Origin of the sequence: Chryseobacterium sp. UNC8MFCol (genome assembly GCF_000482305.1) — a bacterium.
Taxonomy (GTDB): domain Bacteria; phylum Bacteroidota; class Bacteroidia; order Flavobacteriales; family Weeksellaceae; genus Chryseobacterium; species Chryseobacterium indologenes.
The window spans coordinates 17,420-33,769 of sequence record NZ_AXUZ01000013.1; the positions used below are offsets into that span (position 1 = coordinate 17,420).

Below are 16,350 nucleotides of genomic sequence, written 5' to 3' on the forward strand. Positions count from 1 at the left end.
ACTGATCCTGTTTTGTGTTATAATGTCACTTAAGACTTTCTTTTTATTCTATTTTCACCTTGGGTTTCGGCTTTGGCTTGGACTGTGCCGGTGCCGGGGATTTTTTTTCTGTTTTTTTGATTTCTTTTGATTGTGTTTTTGGTTTAGAGCTCTCCTTCGGTTTTACTGATATTGAGCTGGTCTTTTTTACTTCTGCAGGTTTAGATTTTGTTTCCACCTTTTTTACCATTGTGGCCGGAACTTTTGCCAATTCCATTTTCCCTGCTTTCAGGAGGCTGTCGTTTTCCTTGAAATAAGGATTCAGGGTGGTGACAATCTGGTTCTGATATTTTACAGAAACCATACTGTATTTTTGAGGGTCCTGATATACCAGGTATTTTTCAACAAAAGTTTTAAATCCTTTTACCTTAAAATCAATATTATCTAAGTCTCCTATTTCTACTCTGTAATTTCCTTCGCTTGTGAGAAGATTATAGCTGTCTTTGGTTTTTGATATTCCGATGAAAAACTTCTTGCTGAAGTCGTCTTTATCAATTTTCCCCACGAGTTCTGCCAGTTTCTCATACTCATCCGGTTGTACATTCCCCGTCACCAGCATGCAAGGATGTGAGTAGGTTCTGGAAATGGGAAATTCCACCCCTTTTTCATCGACGTAGAAATCTTTTCCATCTTTATTCAGTCTGAACACGGGAACTCTCTGCTTGATATCGAGATTAAGTTTTCCGTTTAAGTTCAGATAGACATTAGCACTGTCTACAGCCGGAAGATTATTGATCTTTTTTTCAAGAGCAGGAATATTAAGATCTCCCACTTTACCTGAAGGGTTTTCTTTATTTACAATTTCCCTGATATCTTTTTCATCAACGAAGTAAACCGGCGTTTTTTCGTTCATTTTTACAGAAATTTTATTGTCCGTAATCTTCTGGCCGCTGAATCTCTTCAATGAGAAACTCAGTAACAATCCAAGGATGATTACAGTGACAGCAATTTTTAATATTCTGTATTTATTTTTCATATTTTTTCTTTAAACGCTATGATCGCAAAGGATCCTTATTCTTTTTTCCGTTCGCGAGGGCGTTTCACTCAGCGAAGGCTGTTATTTTTATAATTTTATTTTTACTATATCTTCTTTACAGAAATCTCTGTTAATTCATTTTCTTTGCTAAGTGAAACGCCTCTGCGTTCGAAAAAATATTTATTTTTTAATCTTTCTTTGCGTACACTGCGTTTGTATTAAATTTTTGCAATCCACTCACATATCGGGTCGTATAGGGTATCTATATTTCCTGCACCTACGGTAAGAAGGATGTCAAAATCTTTTTCTTTTATTTTTTCAAAAGCATCCGATAATGTGGATACTTCTTTTTTATCTAATGTCACTTTTTCTGCCAGCCACTTTGAAGTAATTCCTTCAAAATTTTCCTGAAGTTCTCTTGCCGGATAAATATCCAGTAAGATTAAATCATCAGCATTGCTTAAGCTTTCAGCAAATCCTTCAGCAAAATCTCTTGTTCTGCTGAAAAGGTGTGGCTGAAAAACCACCAACAATTTTTTATCGGGATAAAATGTTCTGATAGAACCCATTACAGCATTAATCTCTGTAGGGTGGTGGGCATAGTCATCGATATATATTTTACCGTTTTGATAAATATGCTTGGTATATCTTCTTTTAATTCCTTTAAAATTTGCTATTGCTTTTTTCAGCGTATCAAAATCTACGCCTAAATTGTGAAGAATGGCCAGTGCTACCGTTGCATTTTCCACATTATGGATTCCCGGGATTTCCCAGACGAAATCTTTTATGGTCTCCGTTGGAGTATGGAAATCAAAATAAATCTTATCATGATTCATGCGCAGATTGTCTGAATAGTAATCTGCGGGTTCATTGACCGCATACGTCTGATGTTCTCTGCCTATTTCAATTCCTTTTCTGACAAACAACTTTTTGTCTTCAGGTACCAGGGCAGCAAATTGTCTGAAACCTTCTTCTATATGGCTTTTATCCCCGTAAATGTCCAGGTGATCAGCATCTGTAGATGTGATCACTGCCCAATCCGGGGAAAGATTAAGGAAACTTCTATCGTATTCATCTGCTTCCACTACAGAGTACGTTGAGCCGTTGTACAGGAAGTTGGATTTAAAGTTTTCAGAGATACCTCCCAAAAAGCATGAGAAAGGTAAGTCTGCTTCTTTGCATAAGTGAGAAACCAGGGTAGAGGTTGTGGTTTTTCCGTGAGTTCCTGCTACGGCGATACAATCTGTATTTTCGGTAATCAGCCCTAAAACTTTTGCACGTTTTAAGACTTCAAACTGATTTTGGTTGAAATAATCCAGTATTCCAAGCGTTTTGATTGCCGGCGTATAAATGACCAGGGTATTCTCTTTGTGAAGGGAAGTAATCCTTTCATCAATAATATCTTCAAAAACGATATCAATTCCTTCGTTCATCAGGTTTTGTGTCAGTTTTGTATTGGTTTTGTCATAACCCAATACTTTTTTCCCGGAAGCATTGAAATAGCGAGCCAAAGCACTCATTCCGATACCTCCGATTCCAACGAAGTAAAAAGTTTGATATGTTTCTAAATTGTTCATTTCTTTATTTTGTATTATTGTATTCATGTAAAATGTCGCAATGATTTTCGTTGATGCATTTTACACTGGTACTTTTTACATTAATTTAAATATCTCATCTACAATCTCTTTTGCAGCGTCCGGCTTGGCAAAATATCTGAGATTGGCAGACATTTCTTTTCTTATATTTTCATTTTCGCAGATTTCTGATAATGTATTCCAGAATTTTTCCTGCGTTTCAGAGTCTTTTACCATTCTTGCCGCATTTTTGTCAACCAGATTCATGGCATTTTTGGTCTGATGATCTTCCGCTGCAAAAGGGAAAGGCACCAGAAGCACCGGTTTCTGTGCTACTGCCAGCTCTGAAATGGCAATGGCTCCGGCTCTTGAAACAATAACATCTGCTGCAGAATATGCCAGTTCCATATCTTTGATAAATTCAAGGATCTGAATGTTTTTCGTGTCAACTCCCTTTGTTTCTTCTAAAATATCTTTGTAATCGAGCTTTCCGGTTTGCCAGATCAGCTGATAATCTTTATTTACAATTTCGTTTAAGTGGGATTTCCAGGCATTATTTAATGTTCTGGACCCTAAAGATCCTCCTACCGATAAGATGGTAAGCTTATCTTTATTTAATCCCATTTTTTCTTTCGCTGCTGCTGTTTCCTGCATTCCTGAAACAATTGTGGAGCGGATCGGATTACCCAGGAATTTTATTTTTTCAGCTGGAAAACCTTCTACCTGAGGGTAGGCTGTAAATACTGCCCGGGCCTTCTTACTCAGGATTTTGTTGGTAACTCCTGCGTGGGCATTTTGTTCCTGAATGAAAATCGGAATTCCCAGTTTGCTGGCTTCATACAAAGCCGGTCCGCTTGCAAAGCCACCTGTTCCTACAGCGAAATCCGGAGCAAAGTTTTTAATGATCTTTTTAGATCTGGATAAGCTTTTCAGAATTTTGAAAGGCAGGCCTAAATTGGATAGCATGTTTCCTCTGTCAATTCCCGCAATATCAATTCCTTCAATTTTATAGCCGGCCTGCGGAACTTTTTCCATTTCCATTTTTCCATTGGCTCCGATGAACAAAAATTCTGCATCCGGAAATCTTTTTTTGATTTCGTCAGCGATGGCGATGGCAGGGAAGATGTGTCCTCCTGTTCCTCCGCCTGATAGTATTATTTTTAGTTTTTTGTTCATATAATAGGACTGTCCAATTTTGTTTTAAGTTGCTTCGTCATTCATTCCTTGCAATGACTTAAGCTATATCGTTTATTTCTGCTATGCTTTGTTTTTTGCCCATTCCCTCTTCATCATAGATCTGGATTCTTGAGCTTATATTTAAGATAATTCCCAACTGTAGGTAGGTGACCAACATGGAAGTACCTCCGTAACTTATGAGGGGCAGTGGCTGTCCTGTTACCGGGATGAGATTGATGGCAACTGCAATATTTACAGCAAGTTGTATAAAAATCATCACTCCGAGGCTGAGTACCAGTAAAGATCCGAAGAATGCCGGCATTTTACTGGCAATCATGACAATCCTGATCATCATTATCAGATAGAGACTGATCAGAAAGGCTGCTCCGATTACTCCGTACTCTTCTACAATGACGGCAAAAATAAAGTCGGACGCAGACTGTGGTAGCATCTGTTTCAATGCACTTTTCCCTGGTCCCATTCCTGTAATACCACCGTGTACGATGGCTGCTTTGGCCTGCATTACCTGATAATTTTTTGCTTTTACACTTTCATCATCGGTATCAGCTGTTTTGGCCTTGCTTGATGTAAATGTTTCAATACGGCTCATCCATGTGTGAACACGGTTTCCTCCGATCATATTGGTATTTAACGCAATTAGCAGGAAGAACACGATGGCTACAAATGATGCTGAGATAAAGCCTGCAATGTACTTCCAGTGAAGCTGCCCTATCACCAGAACGACTACGGATACCATTAGAATCATCAACGCTGTGGACCCGTTATCTTTGGCAACCAGCACAAAAACAAGAAGGATAGGCCCGAAGATATACATGATATTTTCTATCGGAAGCCTTTCTCTCGTGATTTTTTTGGTTAGATATCTGCACAGATAGATGATCAGCATTAAGAAAGCAAAGGATGACGGCTGGAATGAGATCGGGGTCCCCGGGATTTTCAACCATCTGGAAGCACTGGCTCCATCAATAGTCTGTCCTGTAAACATGGTGACGATCAATAAGACAATCATGAGACCCAGCAATATGCTGCTGAGCTTTCCGATGTATTCATATTTTATCGTTCCCACCAGTCTCATAATGGCCAAGCCTAAAACTACAAAGAACATATGTTTGATAACGTGACCTGTAGTAGTCCCGTTATTAACGATATATTCGAGATTTGAACTTGCAGAATAAACAGGGAAAATAGAGAAAATGGAGATCACAAGAATGACCATCCAAAGTACTTTATCGCCCTTTAGAAATTCAAATCTGCTTTCTGTGTTCTGTTCGTCCATATTGATTGTATTCATGTATGTCTGTAAAATGTATTGATGAGTTTTACGGTCATTAATACGTAATACATTATACTTTTTACATTTACTTTAATACCTGCTCCTTAAACTGTCTTCCTCTGTCTTCATAGCTTTTGAATAAGTCAAAGCTTGCGCAACAAGGGGAAAGCAGAACGGTATCTCCGTTTTTAGCGAGTGATTTTGATATTTTCACTGCTTCTTCCATGCTGGAAGTATCATAAATGAATTCTTTTTTATCTTTAAAGAAATCTATGATCTTCTGATTATCAATGCCTAAGCAGACAATTGCTTTTACTTTTCTTTTGACTAAATCTTCAATTTCAGTATAGTCATTTCCTTTATCAAGACCACCAACAATCCAAACGGTTGGGGTTTTCATGCTTTCCAGGGCATAATAGGTAGCATTTACATTGGTTGCTTTACTGTCGTTGATGTACTTAACGCCTTCAATCTCAGTTACAAACTCCAGTCTGTGTTCTACAGCCTGAAAGGTCATCAATGAATGCCTGATGCTTTCGTTATTGATTGCCAGTATTTTACCTGCTATGGAAGCGGCAAGGCTGTTGGCAACATTGTGGTTTCCAAGGAGAGATAATTCATCAAGTTTCATTGAGAATTCGTCTTTCATTTTTACCACCATTTTATCATTTTCAATAAATCCTCCTTCAGACAGCTTTTCATTTGTTGAGAAAGGAATCATTTTAGCTTTGATCTCCAGTTTTTCAAGGAGATTTTTGCTCATTTCGTCATCTTTATTATAGATAAAGAAATTGTCGTTTTCCTGATTTTCAGTGATCCTGAATTTTGCCAGTGCATATTCTTCGTAATTGTAATTGTACTGGTCCAGGTGATCTTTTGATAAATTCAACAATAATGAGATATAGGGTCTGAAATTCTGAATATCATCAAGTTGGAAAGAGCTTACCTCCAGCACATAATATTCGTGGTTTTCATCAGCTACCTGTTTTGCAAAACTGTAGCCTATATTTCCTCCTAATCCCACATTTAATCCGTCATTTTTCAGGATATAATAAATCAGGGAAGTGGTGGTTGTTTTTCCGTTGCTTCCGGTGATGGCAATGATTTTTGCATCGGTAAATTCAGAGGCGAATTCAATTTCTGAAGATAATCTTATTCCTTTCTCGTGAATTTTAGTGATCATCTCTGCCTTTTTCGGAATTCCCGGGCTCTTTACAATCCAATCTGCATTTAAGATTCTTTCTTCATCGTGGTTTCCTTCTTCAAATTCAATCTCATTTTCGGTAAGAAACTGCTTGTAATTATCTTTAATGGCTCCCTTGTCTGAAAGAAATACTTCCAGGCCTTTCTTTTTTGCCAAATATGCAGCTCCGCATCCGCTTTCTCCTCCTCCTAAAACAACTATTTTCATATTCTTTTCTTTATAAGATGTAACTGGTAAAAAGTACTTGTGTAATTTGGATTTCTAATCAAGACTTTCTACGTGGCCGTACATCTATCTCATTTTTAATGTGATTAAACATATGATAGCCAATACAACACCGATGATGATCATCCTGTTCACGATTTTACTTTCGTGGAATCCTACCTTCTGATAGTGGTGGTGTACCGGTGACATTTTAAACAATCTATTGTTTTGGGCATATTCTAACCCATATTTTCTTTTTCTGTATTTGAAAACGATGACCTGAAGCATTACGGAAAGGTTTTCAATTAAGAAGATTCCGCATAATACAGGGATCAGTAATTCTTTTCTTAAAATAATGGCTAAAACAGCAATTACTCCTCCCAGCATCAAACTTCCTGTGTCTCCCATGAAAACCTGGGCCGGATAGGTATTGTACCAAAAGAATCCGATCACAGCACCTACCATTGCTACGGCAAAAATGGTCGTTTCTCCCATATTGGGAAGGAACATGATATTGAGGTAGTCTGCAAAGATGATGTTCCCTGAAAGATAGGCGAAAAGAGCTAGTGTAAGTAGAATAATGGCGCTTGTACCTGCTGCGAGACCATCAATCCCATCGGTGATGTTGGCACCGTTTGAAACAGCCGTTACGATGAATATAACGATAGGGATAAAGACAACCCATGCCCATTCGTGGGCATCTTTATCATTCATCCAAAACAAAATTCCGCTGTAGTCGAACTCGTTGTTTTTTGCAAAAGGCACGGTAGAAACGGTGATTTTTTCGGTAGGCATAAAGTTCTGCTCTACGTTGTTTCTGTTCACCACTTTTGCATCGGCATATTTTCTTTTAACGGTAATATCGGGGTGGAAATACATTGTAACTCCGACAATTAACCCTAATCCGACCTGGCCTACTACTTTAAATTTGCCACTAAGACCATCTTTGTTTTTTTTGATTTTCTTCAAATAATCATCTACGAAACCAATAGCCCCCATCCACAACATTGAAACCAGCAATAATACAATATAAACATTGGTGATTCTTGTAAATAACAGTACAGGAATAATGGTGGCCAAAATGATGATCAGTCCTCCCATGGTAGGGGTTCCTTCTTTCTGTTTTTGCCCGTCCAGACCAAGGTCACGCACCAGTTCTCCCATTTGTTTTGATCTCAGATAGTTGATGACTCTTTTTCCGTAGACAAGAGCAATGATCAGAGAGAGCAATACCGCCATCCCGGCACGGAAGGAAATGTATTTCAACATTCCTAATCCCGGAACATGGATTCCATGGTTGGTTAAATATTCGTATAGATAGTATAGCATGTTTCTTTTTTAATTTAAATTAATCTTTCAATATTATTTACTCATTAATTTCCAAAGCTCATTGATTACTTCTTTGTCATCAAAATGATGTTTGACACCATTTATCTCCTGATAGTTTTCGTGTCCTTTTCCGGCTACCAAAACAATATCTTTAGGTTCTGCAAACTTTATAGCCATTTTGATGGCTTCTTTTCTGTCCGGAATTGAAGTGTATTTGCTGAAGTTCTGAGGTTCAACGCCTGCTTCAATTTCCTTGATGATCTGTGCAGGATCTTCTGTTCTCGGGTTGTCTGAAGTGATGATTGCCAGTGTTGATTTTTTGGTGGCAATATTTCCCATTTCAGGTCTTTTGGAGTGGTCTCTGTCGCCTCCGCAACCGAAAACAGTGATTAATCTTTCATTCTTAGTTCTGATATCATTGATGCTGTCCAGAATATTCTCCAGGGCATCCGGAGTGTGGGCATAATCTACGATAAAGAATATTCCTCCATCGGATTTGAACGTTTCAAATCTTCCGGAAACTCTTTTTAATTTGCTGATGGCCTGCAGGATTTCATCCTGTTCAAAACCGAGTTCTTCTGCAATTCCGAATACAAGTAATAAATTGTACACATTGAATTTACCGGTCAGTGTCGTCCAGAATTCTTTTCCGTTGAAGTTCAACAGCATCCCGTTGAAATCAACCTCCAGCAATTTTCCGTGGTAATCTGCCATTGTTTTCAGCGCATAGGACTTCTTTTTTGCCTTTGTGTTCTGAAGCATTACCTTTCCGTTTTTGTCATCTGCATTGGTGATGGCAATAGCGGTATCTTCAAGTCCGTCGAAGAATCTTTTCTTTGTTTTCAGGTATTCTTCAAACGTTTTATGATAATCTAAATGATCATGGGTAAGGTTTGTAAATCCTGCCACTTTGAAGTGTAATCCTTCAATTCTGTTTTGGGCAATTCCGTGGGAACTTACTTCCATGAAAGCATACTCACATCCTTTTTCAACAGCTTCTGCTAAAATCCTATTGATGGTAATCACATCCGGAGTGGTATGGGTTGCCGGAATGACTTCTGCACCAATTCTGATCTCAACAGTGGATAGTAAAGCAGAATCATATCCTAAATTTCTGAACACATCAAAAAGAAGGGTAGAAACTGAGGTTTTACCATTGGTTCCGGTAACGCCGATCAGTTTCAGCTTTTGAGACGGGTTTCCAAAGAAATTGGATGCAAGGTGTCCTAAAGTCTTTGAAGAATCTTTTACCACCACATAAGTGATATTTTCATCCGGTCCTTCAGGTAGTTGTTCGCAAACGATCGTTGTTGCTCCTTTTTCAATAGCGGAAGCAATGAACGAATGTGCGTCCACCACTGTACCTCTCATTGCAATGTAAAGAGAGTTCGCTGTAACCTTTCTGCTGTCGATCACCAGTTCAGATACCTCACGGTTGCTATCACCGTGAATTTCTACTACCGGAATTCTGTTTACTAATTCTGTTACTGTCATTTTTATCAACAGGACTCTATCCTATTTTTTGTTAAATCGTCCCTTTGGACTCTGTTTTCTAATTTTGCAGAGACAAATAAATTCTCTGGTTCTTACTGATCGTCGTCCCTTCTAAAGGGAATTGTTCTTTAATTCTTCCAACACCTTTGTAGTCGACACGGTATCCTAAGTTTTCTAATTGTGGGATTACATTTTTACCGATTAATCCTACAACATTAGGCATTTGCTTATCATTGACTGCTACTTTGACATTCGGCTCCACCATTTTGCTCAGGTTTACTTTCTTGTCTACCAGCATTTCTTTTTCGATATTCTGAGGTGTTTTCAGGAATGTTTTTCCTGCAATTTCCTTAAACACCGGTGCAGCAACCGGACCTCCGTAGAATCCTATAGCTGTATTAGGCTCACTTACCATGACATAGCAGGTATATTTTGGGGCATCTGCCGGATAAAAGCCTGCAAATGATGCGCGGTATTTCATCGGGCCGGGAAGCCAGTATTCAAATCTTGCAGTCCCTGTTTTTCCTGCCATTTTAAGATTGGGCGTGAAAATACTTCGTCCGGTTCCTTTTTCAACAGCCTTTGTCAGGGCATTGGTCATCATTTTTATGGCCTTTTCTGAAGCCATTTTATTAACCATTACTTCCGGTTTGGAATTGTACATTACTTTTCCGTCTTTCATGATCTTATCGATGAACAGGGGCTTAAGCATTTTACCACCATTGGCTACCCCGTTATAGAAGGTGGCCAGCTGAAGCAGATTGACATTGGATGAGTATCCGAATGAAATAGAAGCCAGTGTGGCAGCGTTCCATCTTTTGTTTTGTGGTGTTAGGATCTTCGGTTTTGTGATTCCCGGAAGTTCGATGTCCATTTTATCAAAAAGCTTCCAACGTTTCAGGTGATCAAGGAAGATCTGGGGTTTTTCGGCATAATATTTTGTGATCAGTTTTGCCGTTCCAACATTACTGGATTTTGCTAATACGTCACTGATGTCATAAGTTCCTCCGCCGTGACCATCTGATATTCTTTGTTTTGCGTAGGTCCAGACACCGTTTCCAACGTTTACCGTTGTATTTTCATCGATGAATCCGTCATCCATTGCTGCTAAAAGAGAAATGGTTTTAAAGGTAGATCCGGGTTCGATATTATCTTTCAGTGCATAGTTGTAAGAATCTTCGTAATCTCCTGATTCTGTTCTTCTCAGGTTTACCAATGCACGAACTTTTCCGGTTTCAACTTCCATCACGATCACGGTGCCGTGTTTTGCCTCATAATGGATCAATTGCTTCTCCAGTGCGGAGTGCGCAATGTCCTGAATTCTAAGGTCTAAAGTAGTATAAACATCTTCTCCGTCAATGGGTTCCTGAACCTTCCAGAAGTCAATCGGTTTCCATTGTGAAGAATTGATTCTTTGTTCCAGTCTCTTACCGTCGGTTCCTGTCAGGTACTTTGAGAAAGCCCCTTCAAGTCCGGATTTTAGCTCACCGTTATCCATACCGATAGTTCCGGCTCCGATTTCTGAAGTTGCCAATTCTCTTTTATAGTTTCTGTCAACGATGAAACCTCCTTTATTTTTACCTCTTTTAAAGATCGGGAATTGTCTGATTCTGTCATATTCGTCAAAATCAAGCCCTTTTACCAAAGTATAATACTGGTTTTTCTTCTTTTTTTGTTCGTCAAATTTTTGTCTGAATTCTCCTCTTGACTTTCCGAACATTTTACTTAAAGAATCCGTCAACGCTCCGATATTGTTGCTATAGACCGTATCTTTCATTGTTTTAAAGTCAAGATAGATGTCATAGCGCATTACAGTAGTTGCGAGAATAGATCCGTCGGAAGCGAAGAGGTTTCCGCGGGCAGCTTTCAGAGTGGCTTCACGATAGTTTTTATTAATGTAATCGTCTTTAATTTCCTGAACATTAGTATTTTGAAGGATTACGATCCTTGCCAAGAACATTACAAACACGCACAAAGCCACCACTGCGAAGAGGTAGCCCCATCTTAACGTTTTTTTACGTTTATTGTCGTATTCATTTTGCTTTTGCATCTGTACTGTCCAGTTTTATTAGCAATTTATGAGGATGGTTTTCAAGGGTCATTAATGAGTCCCGTGCTACTTCTTTCCCCAACTCTGATTCCATTTTTACTTTGATCAGCTTACTTTGTGCGTAAGCGTTTCTCGATTTATATTCTTCAGTTTCTTCTTTTAGAGCATTGACAATTTTAATTTTCTTGTTGACGAGATGGTTACTGTAAATCATAGCCATCATCAGGATAAACAACAGGAGGAAATACTTGTAATGTATTTTGATCTCATCGCGGTTGAGGAAATTCCCTTTTATAATGTCTATAAAAGTGAGTCTCTTCTGTGGGCGATTTGTTGTTCTTTTTGCCAATTTATAATGTCAATTTGCTTCGCGGTGAATTTCCTTGTCGGTCTTAGTTTCAAAATTTAAGATTGACCATTCGGTGATTCACCTTTATATTTTAATTCCTGTTCTCATTTTTGCACTTCTTGCTCTAGAGTTTTCTTCGATTTCCTTGTCATCAGGAACGATCGCTTTGCTCTTCAGCAGGTCAAATGCTTTTTTATAGTTTCCGTAGATATCTCTTTCCGGTTCTCCTTCAAACATTCCGTTTTTCAGGAATCTCTTTACCAAACGGTCTTCTAAAGAGTGGTAAGAAATAACGACTAATCTTCCTTCCTGTTTTAAAATGTTGTACGCCTGAACGAGCATTTCTTTTAATACTTCAAGTTCCTGGTTTACTTCTATTCTAATGGCCTGAAACAGCTGAGCATAGAATTTATTGACTTTATGAGGAGGAATGTAGCTGAACAGCTTTTTCAAATCCTCTGTCGTTTCTATACTTTTGGTCTTTCTTTGATGAACAATTTCCCTTGCCAGCTTTCTTGCCTCTCTTAATTCACCGTAATAATAAAAAATATCTGCAAGCTGCTCCTCTTCATAATCATTGATGACTCTTTTGGCATCAAGTCCCTGCATCACATTCATTCTCATGTCTAACGGAGCATTGCTTCTGGTAGAAAAACCTCTGTCTGCTTCATCAAACTGGTGTGAAGACACTCCTAAGTCTGCCAAAATCCCATCAACCTGAGAAATCCCGTACATTAACAACGCATTTTCAAGAAATCTGAAATTCTGGTTAACTAGTGTAAATCTCGGGTCATCAATTGTATTTTTAAGCGCATCCAGGTCCTGGTCAAAACTGAACAATTTCCCTTTTTCGGAAAGTCTGCTCAGAATTTCCCTTGAGTGACCACCGCCACCAAAGGTGCAATCCACGTATATTCCGTCAGGATTCGTCACCAAATCATCAACACTCTGTTTCAACAAAACGGGGTTATGGTACATGCTTAGTTGTGTTTTTTATTAAATAAATATTTTATTAATAGCTATAAACAGTTAATCTTCATCAAAAGAGCCCATCACATCTTCAGCAAGGCTTGCAAAATCGGTTTCATTGGTGGCAATTACCTTTTCGTAGGCTTCTTTATCCCAAATTTCAAAGAGTTCTCCTGCGCTGGTGATCACAATATCTTTCTGAAGATTTGCAAAAAGCGTCAGGTCTTTGGAAATCTGCAGTCTTCCGGCATTGTCCAATTCTACTGTTTTTACTCCTGCGGTAAACATTCGTATGAAATCAGCATTCTTTTTTATGAACCTGTTCAGTTTATTAATTTTGCCCATCAGTTTGTCCCATGCATTCATAGGATAAACTTCCAGACAAGGTTGGAACACAGATCTTTTGACTACAAACGCCTTATCGTCGAAGTTTTCCATCTGTTTGATTAAAGATGAAGGAACTTTTAAGCGGCCTTTGTCGTCAATTTTACACTCATATGTCCCAATGAAATTTTTCATTTGGGACAAATTTATATAATAATTTCCAAAATTTCCCACTTTTTCCCACTTTTTGACTCAATGTTAATAAGTTTTATCAAAGATTTAATTTCAAGAACGTAAAATACTGATATGTTGTCAGTTGCTAAAAGTGTTATTTAAGCCATAGTAAAGAGGTTTTCAAAAAAAAAGTTAAAAAGGAGAATATTGTATTATTTTTATCTTAAATTAGGATAATCAAAATATTTTTGAGGTTTAATTTGTATTTTTGCAGGGCTTTATTAAGGCGACTTATGATATTTAGTACAAAAAAAGAAAAGAAATATTCCTATGTAGAAGCGGGAGAAGGACATCCATTAGTGCTGTTGCACGGGTTAATGGGTGGTTTGAGTAATTTCGATAAAATGGTAGATTTTTTTTCGGAAAGAGGATATAAGGTATATGTTCCTCAGCTGCCTATTTACGATCTGCCGGTACTCAATACGAATCTTACCACTTTAGCAAAATATATTATCAAGTTTATAGAAAGTCATATTTCCGGACCTGTTTCTATTGTAGGAAACTCAATGGGAGGGCATATAGGGCTTATATTAACCTTGGCAAGACCGGATCTTGTAAAAACTCTTGTTTTAACGGGAAGCTCAGGATTATACGAAAGAACTTTCGGGGATAGTTTTCCGAGAAAGAACGACAGATCTTACATCAGAAAGAAGACGGAAGAAGTGTTTTATGATCCTAAGGTAGCTACAGAAGATCTTGTAGATGAAGTTTTCGGAGTGGTAAATGACCGTATGAAAGGAATAAAAACGGTGATGCTGGCCAGAAGTGCCATCAAACACAATATGTTGAATGATCTTCCTAAGATTACAACCCCAACTTGTTTAATCTGGGGAAAACAGGATAATGTAACTCCTCCGGAAGTTGCGGAAGATATGCATAAATTTATTCCGAATTCGGATTTATTCTGGATAGACCATTGTGGCCACGCAGCGATGATGGAAAAACCAGATGAATTCAATGAGATCCTGTTCAACTGGATAAAAGATAAAGTTTAAAATAAATATTATAACCATTAAGAGCTTTTCTTAGTGGTTTATTTTTCTAAAATACATTCAAAAATGGTTATTAAGACAGCAGAGTTTGTAAAGAGTAGTGGAAAATGGCAGGAGTGTCCTGAACCTAATATTCCTGAGTATGCTTTTATCGGAAGATCTAATGTAGGAAAATCGTCATTGATCAATGCGATGATGAATCATAAAGATTTAGCTAAAACTTCGCAAACACCCGGAAAGACACAGCTGATCAATCATTTTTTGGTAAATGAAAACTGGTATCTTACCGATTTGCCGGGGTACGGATATGCAAAGGTTTCAAAAGTTCAGCGAAAAGATTTTGAAAAGCTGATCACCAATTATATTCTGAACAGAAGGAACCTTGTCAATTTGTTTGTATTGGTAGATTCCAGACATAATCCTCAGAAAATTGACCTGGAATTCATCCAATGGTGTGGTGAAAGTGGTGTTCCTTTTTCAATCGTCTTTACGAAATCTGACAAGCTCAAGCCTAATGCTGTCATTAAAAATGTTGAAGATTATAAAACCGAGCTTCATAAAACCTGGGAAGACCTTCCCGAGTTATATGTTACTTCAGCTGAAAAGAAAGAAGGAGGAGACGAGATTTTGAAGTTTATAGAAAAGACCAATGATTTCTTAAAGAACAATAATGTAAGTTTCGATGAGTAATATGATCTGGAAAATTAAAACATTTGACGAATTTACCGTTCCGGAGCTTTATGCAGTATTGAAAGCGCGTATAGATGTCTTTGTCATTGAGCAGAACTGTCCTTATCCCGATCTGGATGATTATGATCAGAAAGCGGTTCATATCTGGGCCGAGGAGGATGGGCAGGTGCTTGCTTATTGCAGGGTTTTTGACAAAGGGATAAAATATGATGAAACTTCATTCGGCAGAGTGTTGACTACAGCGCAGGCCAGAGGAAAGAGCTTGGGAAAACTATTAATCAATTATGCCGTGGAAACTATAGAAAATCGTTTTCATACTTCTGAAATTAAAATTTCAGCACAGGATTATCTGTTGAAATTTTACAGTGATTTCGGTTTTGTAGACACGGGAAACAAATACCTGGAAGATGATATTCCGCATACGGAAATGATCAGGAAATAAAATAAAAGGTATCCCCGCAAGGATACCTTTTTTCATGGTTATTAGTCCTGTATTTTAATTGCATCCGGAGCAATAAGATCTGTCTACATATTGTTTACTGCTCCCCGAGTAGTAATAGCATCCGCCTCTTGATCCTACATAGAGTTGATTTCCATTGTAGGTACATCCTCCACTGTTTTTTGAGTAAGATCGTGATGATCTTGAGGTTGTATATTTACTTTTTTTGTTGCTTTTGCTCTTTTTTGGTTTTTTAGCGGTTAATTCCTTAGCGGAGGTAACGGTGTTTGTGGTGGCAGAAAAATTAGCCGGTAACAATAATCCAAGGCCTAAAAGGCTGGTGAAAAGTAGTTTTTTCATAGTAGTAGTTTTTTATTATTTATATAATGGTTTCATGGTGGTTTTAGCGATTATATTTTAAATCAAACTTATCTTGTGAAGTAAAGATGAATACAAAGAAATCTATAAAGGCAATGCATGCAGGAATAAAAGTCCAGCAAAATAATATGTAAGCAATTCCCATTACGGTTTGTCCCAGGTAGAATCTGTGTATACCTATCCCGCCAAGGAAAAAAGCTAATATAGTGGCTGTATTCTTATCTTTCTTGCTTTTAATTATGACCGGAACCGCTTTCTGTTCTTTTGCTTTTAGTAGACTGATTTGTTCAGGTGACATAAAGGTTAATTGGGAAAGATAATGTACAATATTTACAATGTGATCATTGGCATGGTTAACTTCATGAGATTCATTAAAGGTTCCTATTTTTCGTCTGATTTCAATACTGATTTCAGTTTTATTATCTGAGACAGAATTTAAATTAATATCAATATAAACTCCTAAACTCAAAAATTCAAAGGACTCATAGGTAAATTGATTAAAAATCTCATTACTAGAGAATAAACGATATTTTGAATTAATCAGGGTTATATTTTTTGCACATTCTTTAATTCTGTCAAGAGAAAAATCTACATGCAAAGTTTTTTTTGGATTAGGAATTGCAAATACAGCCATT

16 protein-coding genes are annotated in these 16,350 nt (G+C 37.8%); 3 read left to right on the forward strand and 13 right to left on the reverse strand.

The genetic code is table 11. The features are described 5' to 3' along the window. Nucleotides 1-43: 43 nt before the first annotated feature. From M030_RS0107150 to mraZ, 11 genes are all read right to left on the reverse strand, one after another. The gene (locus M030_RS0107150) at nt 44-1,015 is read right to left on the reverse strand and encodes a cell division protein FtsQ/DivIB (RefSeq protein WP_027372873.1); all 972 of its coding nucleotides are present in this window, start codon (nt 1,013-1,015) and stop codon (nt 44-46) included. Nucleotides 1,016-1,233: 218 nt separating this feature from the next. After that, nucleotides 1,234-2,592 (reverse strand): UDP-N-acetylmuramate--L-alanine ligase, encoded by a 1,359-nt coding sequence (gene murC, locus M030_RS0107155; protein WP_027372874.1) that lies wholly within the window; start codon nt 2,590-2,592, stop codon nt 1,234-1,236. Nucleotides 2,593-2,667: 75 nt separating this feature from the next. Further along, entirely contained in the window at nt 2,668-3,765 is a 1,098-nt protein-coding gene (gene murG / locus M030_RS0107160) for an undecaprenyldiphospho-muramoylpentapeptide beta-N-acetylglucosaminyltransferase (protein ID WP_027372875.1), read from the reverse strand. A gap of 58 nt (nt 3,766-3,823) precedes the next feature. Further along, nucleotides 3,824-5,077, reverse strand: coding sequence for an FtsW/RodA/SpoVE family cell cycle protein (locus M030_RS0107165; protein ID WP_227533210.1), 1,254 nt, complete (start codon nt 5,075-5,077; stop codon nt 3,824-3,826). A gap of 67 nt (nt 5,078-5,144) precedes the next feature. Continuing rightward, nucleotides 5,145-6,470, reverse strand: a complete 1,326-nt coding sequence (gene murD, locus M030_RS0107170; protein WP_027372877.1) for a UDP-N-acetylmuramoyl-L-alanine--D-glutamate ligase — start codon at nt 6,468-6,470, stop codon at nt 5,145-5,147. Between the two features lie 84 nt (nt 6,471-6,554). Then, nucleotides 6,555-7,796 carry a phospho-N-acetylmuramoyl-pentapeptide-transferase gene (gene mraY, locus M030_RS0107175; protein ID WP_027372878.1) on the reverse strand — a complete coding sequence of 414 codons (1,242 nt, stop codon included), beginning with the start codon at nt 7,794-7,796 and terminating at the stop codon, nt 6,555-6,557. Between the two features lie 33 nt (nt 7,797-7,829). After that, nucleotides 7,830-9,290 (reverse strand): UDP-N-acetylmuramoyl-L-alanyl-D-glutamate--2,6-diaminopimelate ligase, encoded by a 1,461-nt coding sequence (locus M030_RS0107180; RefSeq protein WP_027372879.1) that lies wholly within the window; start codon nt 9,288-9,290, stop codon nt 7,830-7,832. A gap of 58 nt (nt 9,291-9,348) precedes the next feature. Next, nucleotides 9,349-11,340, reverse strand: coding sequence for a penicillin-binding transpeptidase domain-containing protein (locus M030_RS0107185; protein ID WP_027372880.1), 1,992 nt, complete (start codon nt 11,338-11,340; stop codon nt 9,349-9,351). After that, complete coding sequence (locus M030_RS0107190) at nt 11,324-11,689, reverse strand: FtsL-like putative cell division protein (RefSeq protein WP_027372881.1); 366 nt, start codon at nt 11,687-11,689, stop codon at nt 11,324-11,326. The genes M030_RS0107185 and M030_RS0107190 overlap by 17 nt, the downstream gene beginning before the upstream one ends. Nucleotides 11,690-11,773: 84 nt before the next feature. After that, entirely contained in the window at nt 11,774-12,667 is an 894-nt protein-coding gene (gene rsmH / locus M030_RS0107195; RefSeq protein ID WP_027372882.1) for a 16S rRNA (cytosine(1402)-N(4))-methyltransferase RsmH, read from the reverse strand. Between the two features lie 51 nt (nt 12,668-12,718). Beyond that, on the reverse strand, nt 12,719-13,177 hold the full coding sequence (gene mraZ / locus M030_RS0107200) for a division/cell wall cluster transcriptional repressor MraZ (RefSeq protein ID WP_034722283.1): 459 nt from the start codon (nt 13,175-13,177) through the stop codon (nt 12,719-12,721). 272 nt (nt 13,178-13,449) lie between these two features. Between mraZ and M030_RS0107205 the strand changes: the two genes are divergently transcribed. From M030_RS0107205 to M030_RS0107215, 3 genes are all read left to right on the forward strand, one after another. Further along, nucleotides 13,450-14,211 (forward strand): alpha/beta fold hydrolase, encoded by a 762-nt coding sequence (locus M030_RS0107205; protein ID WP_027372884.1) that lies wholly within the window; start codon nt 13,450-13,452, stop codon nt 14,209-14,211. 63 nt (nt 14,212-14,274) lie between these two features. Continuing rightward, complete coding sequence (gene yihA, locus M030_RS0107210) at nt 14,275-14,898, forward strand: ribosome biogenesis GTP-binding protein YihA/YsxC (RefSeq protein ID WP_027372885.1); 624 nt, start codon at nt 14,275-14,277, stop codon at nt 14,896-14,898. Then, nucleotides 14,891-15,340, forward strand: a complete 450-nt coding sequence (locus tag M030_RS0107215; protein WP_027372886.1) for a GNAT family N-acetyltransferase — start codon at nt 14,891-14,893, stop codon at nt 15,338-15,340. Before yihA ends, M030_RS0107215 begins: the two co-directional genes overlap by 8 nt. A gap of 54 nt (nt 15,341-15,394) precedes the next feature. On the opposite strand, the gene M030_RS0107220 is transcribed toward M030_RS0107215, so the two are convergent. Both M030_RS0107220 and M030_RS25865 read right to left on the reverse strand, forming a co-directional pair. Then, a complete protein-coding gene (locus M030_RS0107220) occupies nt 15,395-15,697 on the reverse strand; it encodes a hypothetical protein (protein WP_027372887.1) in 303 nt (100 codons plus the stop codon). 43 nt (nt 15,698-15,740) lie between these two features. Next, nucleotides 15,741-16,349 carry a TM2 domain-containing protein gene (locus tag M030_RS25865; protein WP_228375192.1) on the reverse strand — a complete coding sequence of 203 codons (609 nt, stop codon included), beginning with the start codon at nt 16,347-16,349 and terminating at the stop codon, nt 15,741-15,743. Nucleotide 16,350: the final 1 nt, after the last annotated feature.

Excerpts from the sequence above, each read along its gene's own strand:
- murG (WP_027372875.1), bottom strand. The coding sequence starts at position 3,765 with ATGAACAAAAAACTAAAAATAATACTATCAGGCGGAGGAACAGGAGGA.
- M030_RS0107180 (WP_027372879.1), bottom strand. The coding sequence starts at position 9,290 with ATGACAGTAACAGAATTAGTAAACAGAATTCCGGTAGTAGAAATTCAC.
- M030_RS0107205 (WP_027372884.1), top strand. The coding sequence starts at position 13,450 with ATGATATTTAGTACAAAAAAAGAAAAGAAATATTCCTATGTAGAAGCG.
- mraY (WP_027372878.1), bottom strand. The coding sequence starts at position 7,796 with ATGCTATACTATCTATACGAATATTTAACCAACCATGGAATCCATGTT.
- yihA (WP_027372885.1), top strand. The coding sequence starts at position 14,275 with ATGGTTATTAAGACAGCAGAGTTTGTAAAGAGTAGTGGAAAATGGCAG.
- rsmH (WP_027372882.1), bottom strand. The coding sequence starts at position 12,667 with ATGTACCATAACCCCGTTTTGTTGAAACAGAGTGTTGATGATTTGGTG.
- M030_RS0107165 (WP_227533210.1), bottom strand. The coding sequence starts at position 5,077 with ATGAATACAATCAATATGGACGAACAGAACACAGAAAGCAGATTTGAA.
- murD (WP_027372877.1), bottom strand. The coding sequence starts at position 6,470 with ATGAAAATAGTTGTTTTAGGAGGAGGAGAAAGCGGATGCGGAGCTGCA.
- M030_RS0107150 (WP_027372873.1), bottom strand. The coding sequence starts at position 1,015 with ATGAAAAATAAATACAGAATATTAAAAATTGCTGTCACTGTAATCATC.
- M030_RS0107185 (WP_027372880.1), bottom strand. The coding sequence starts at position 11,340 with ATGCAAAAGCAAAATGAATACGACAATAAACGTAAAAAAACGTTAAGA.
- M030_RS0107215 (WP_027372886.1), top strand. The coding sequence starts at position 14,891 with ATGAGTAATATGATCTGGAAAATTAAAACATTTGACGAATTTACCGTT.
- M030_RS25865 (WP_228375192.1), bottom strand. The coding sequence starts at position 16,349 with ATGGCTGTATTTGCAATTCCTAATCCAAAAAAAACTTTGCATGTAGAT.
- murC (WP_027372874.1), bottom strand. The coding sequence starts at position 2,592 with ATGAACAATTTAGAAACATATCAAACTTTTTACTTCGTTGGAATCGGA.
- mraZ (WP_034722283.1), bottom strand. The coding sequence starts at position 13,177 with ATGAAAAATTTCATTGGGACATATGAGTGTAAAATTGACGACAAAGGC.
- M030_RS0107220 (WP_027372887.1), bottom strand. The coding sequence starts at position 15,697 with ATGAAAAAACTACTTTTCACCAGCCTTTTAGGCCTTGGATTATTGTTA.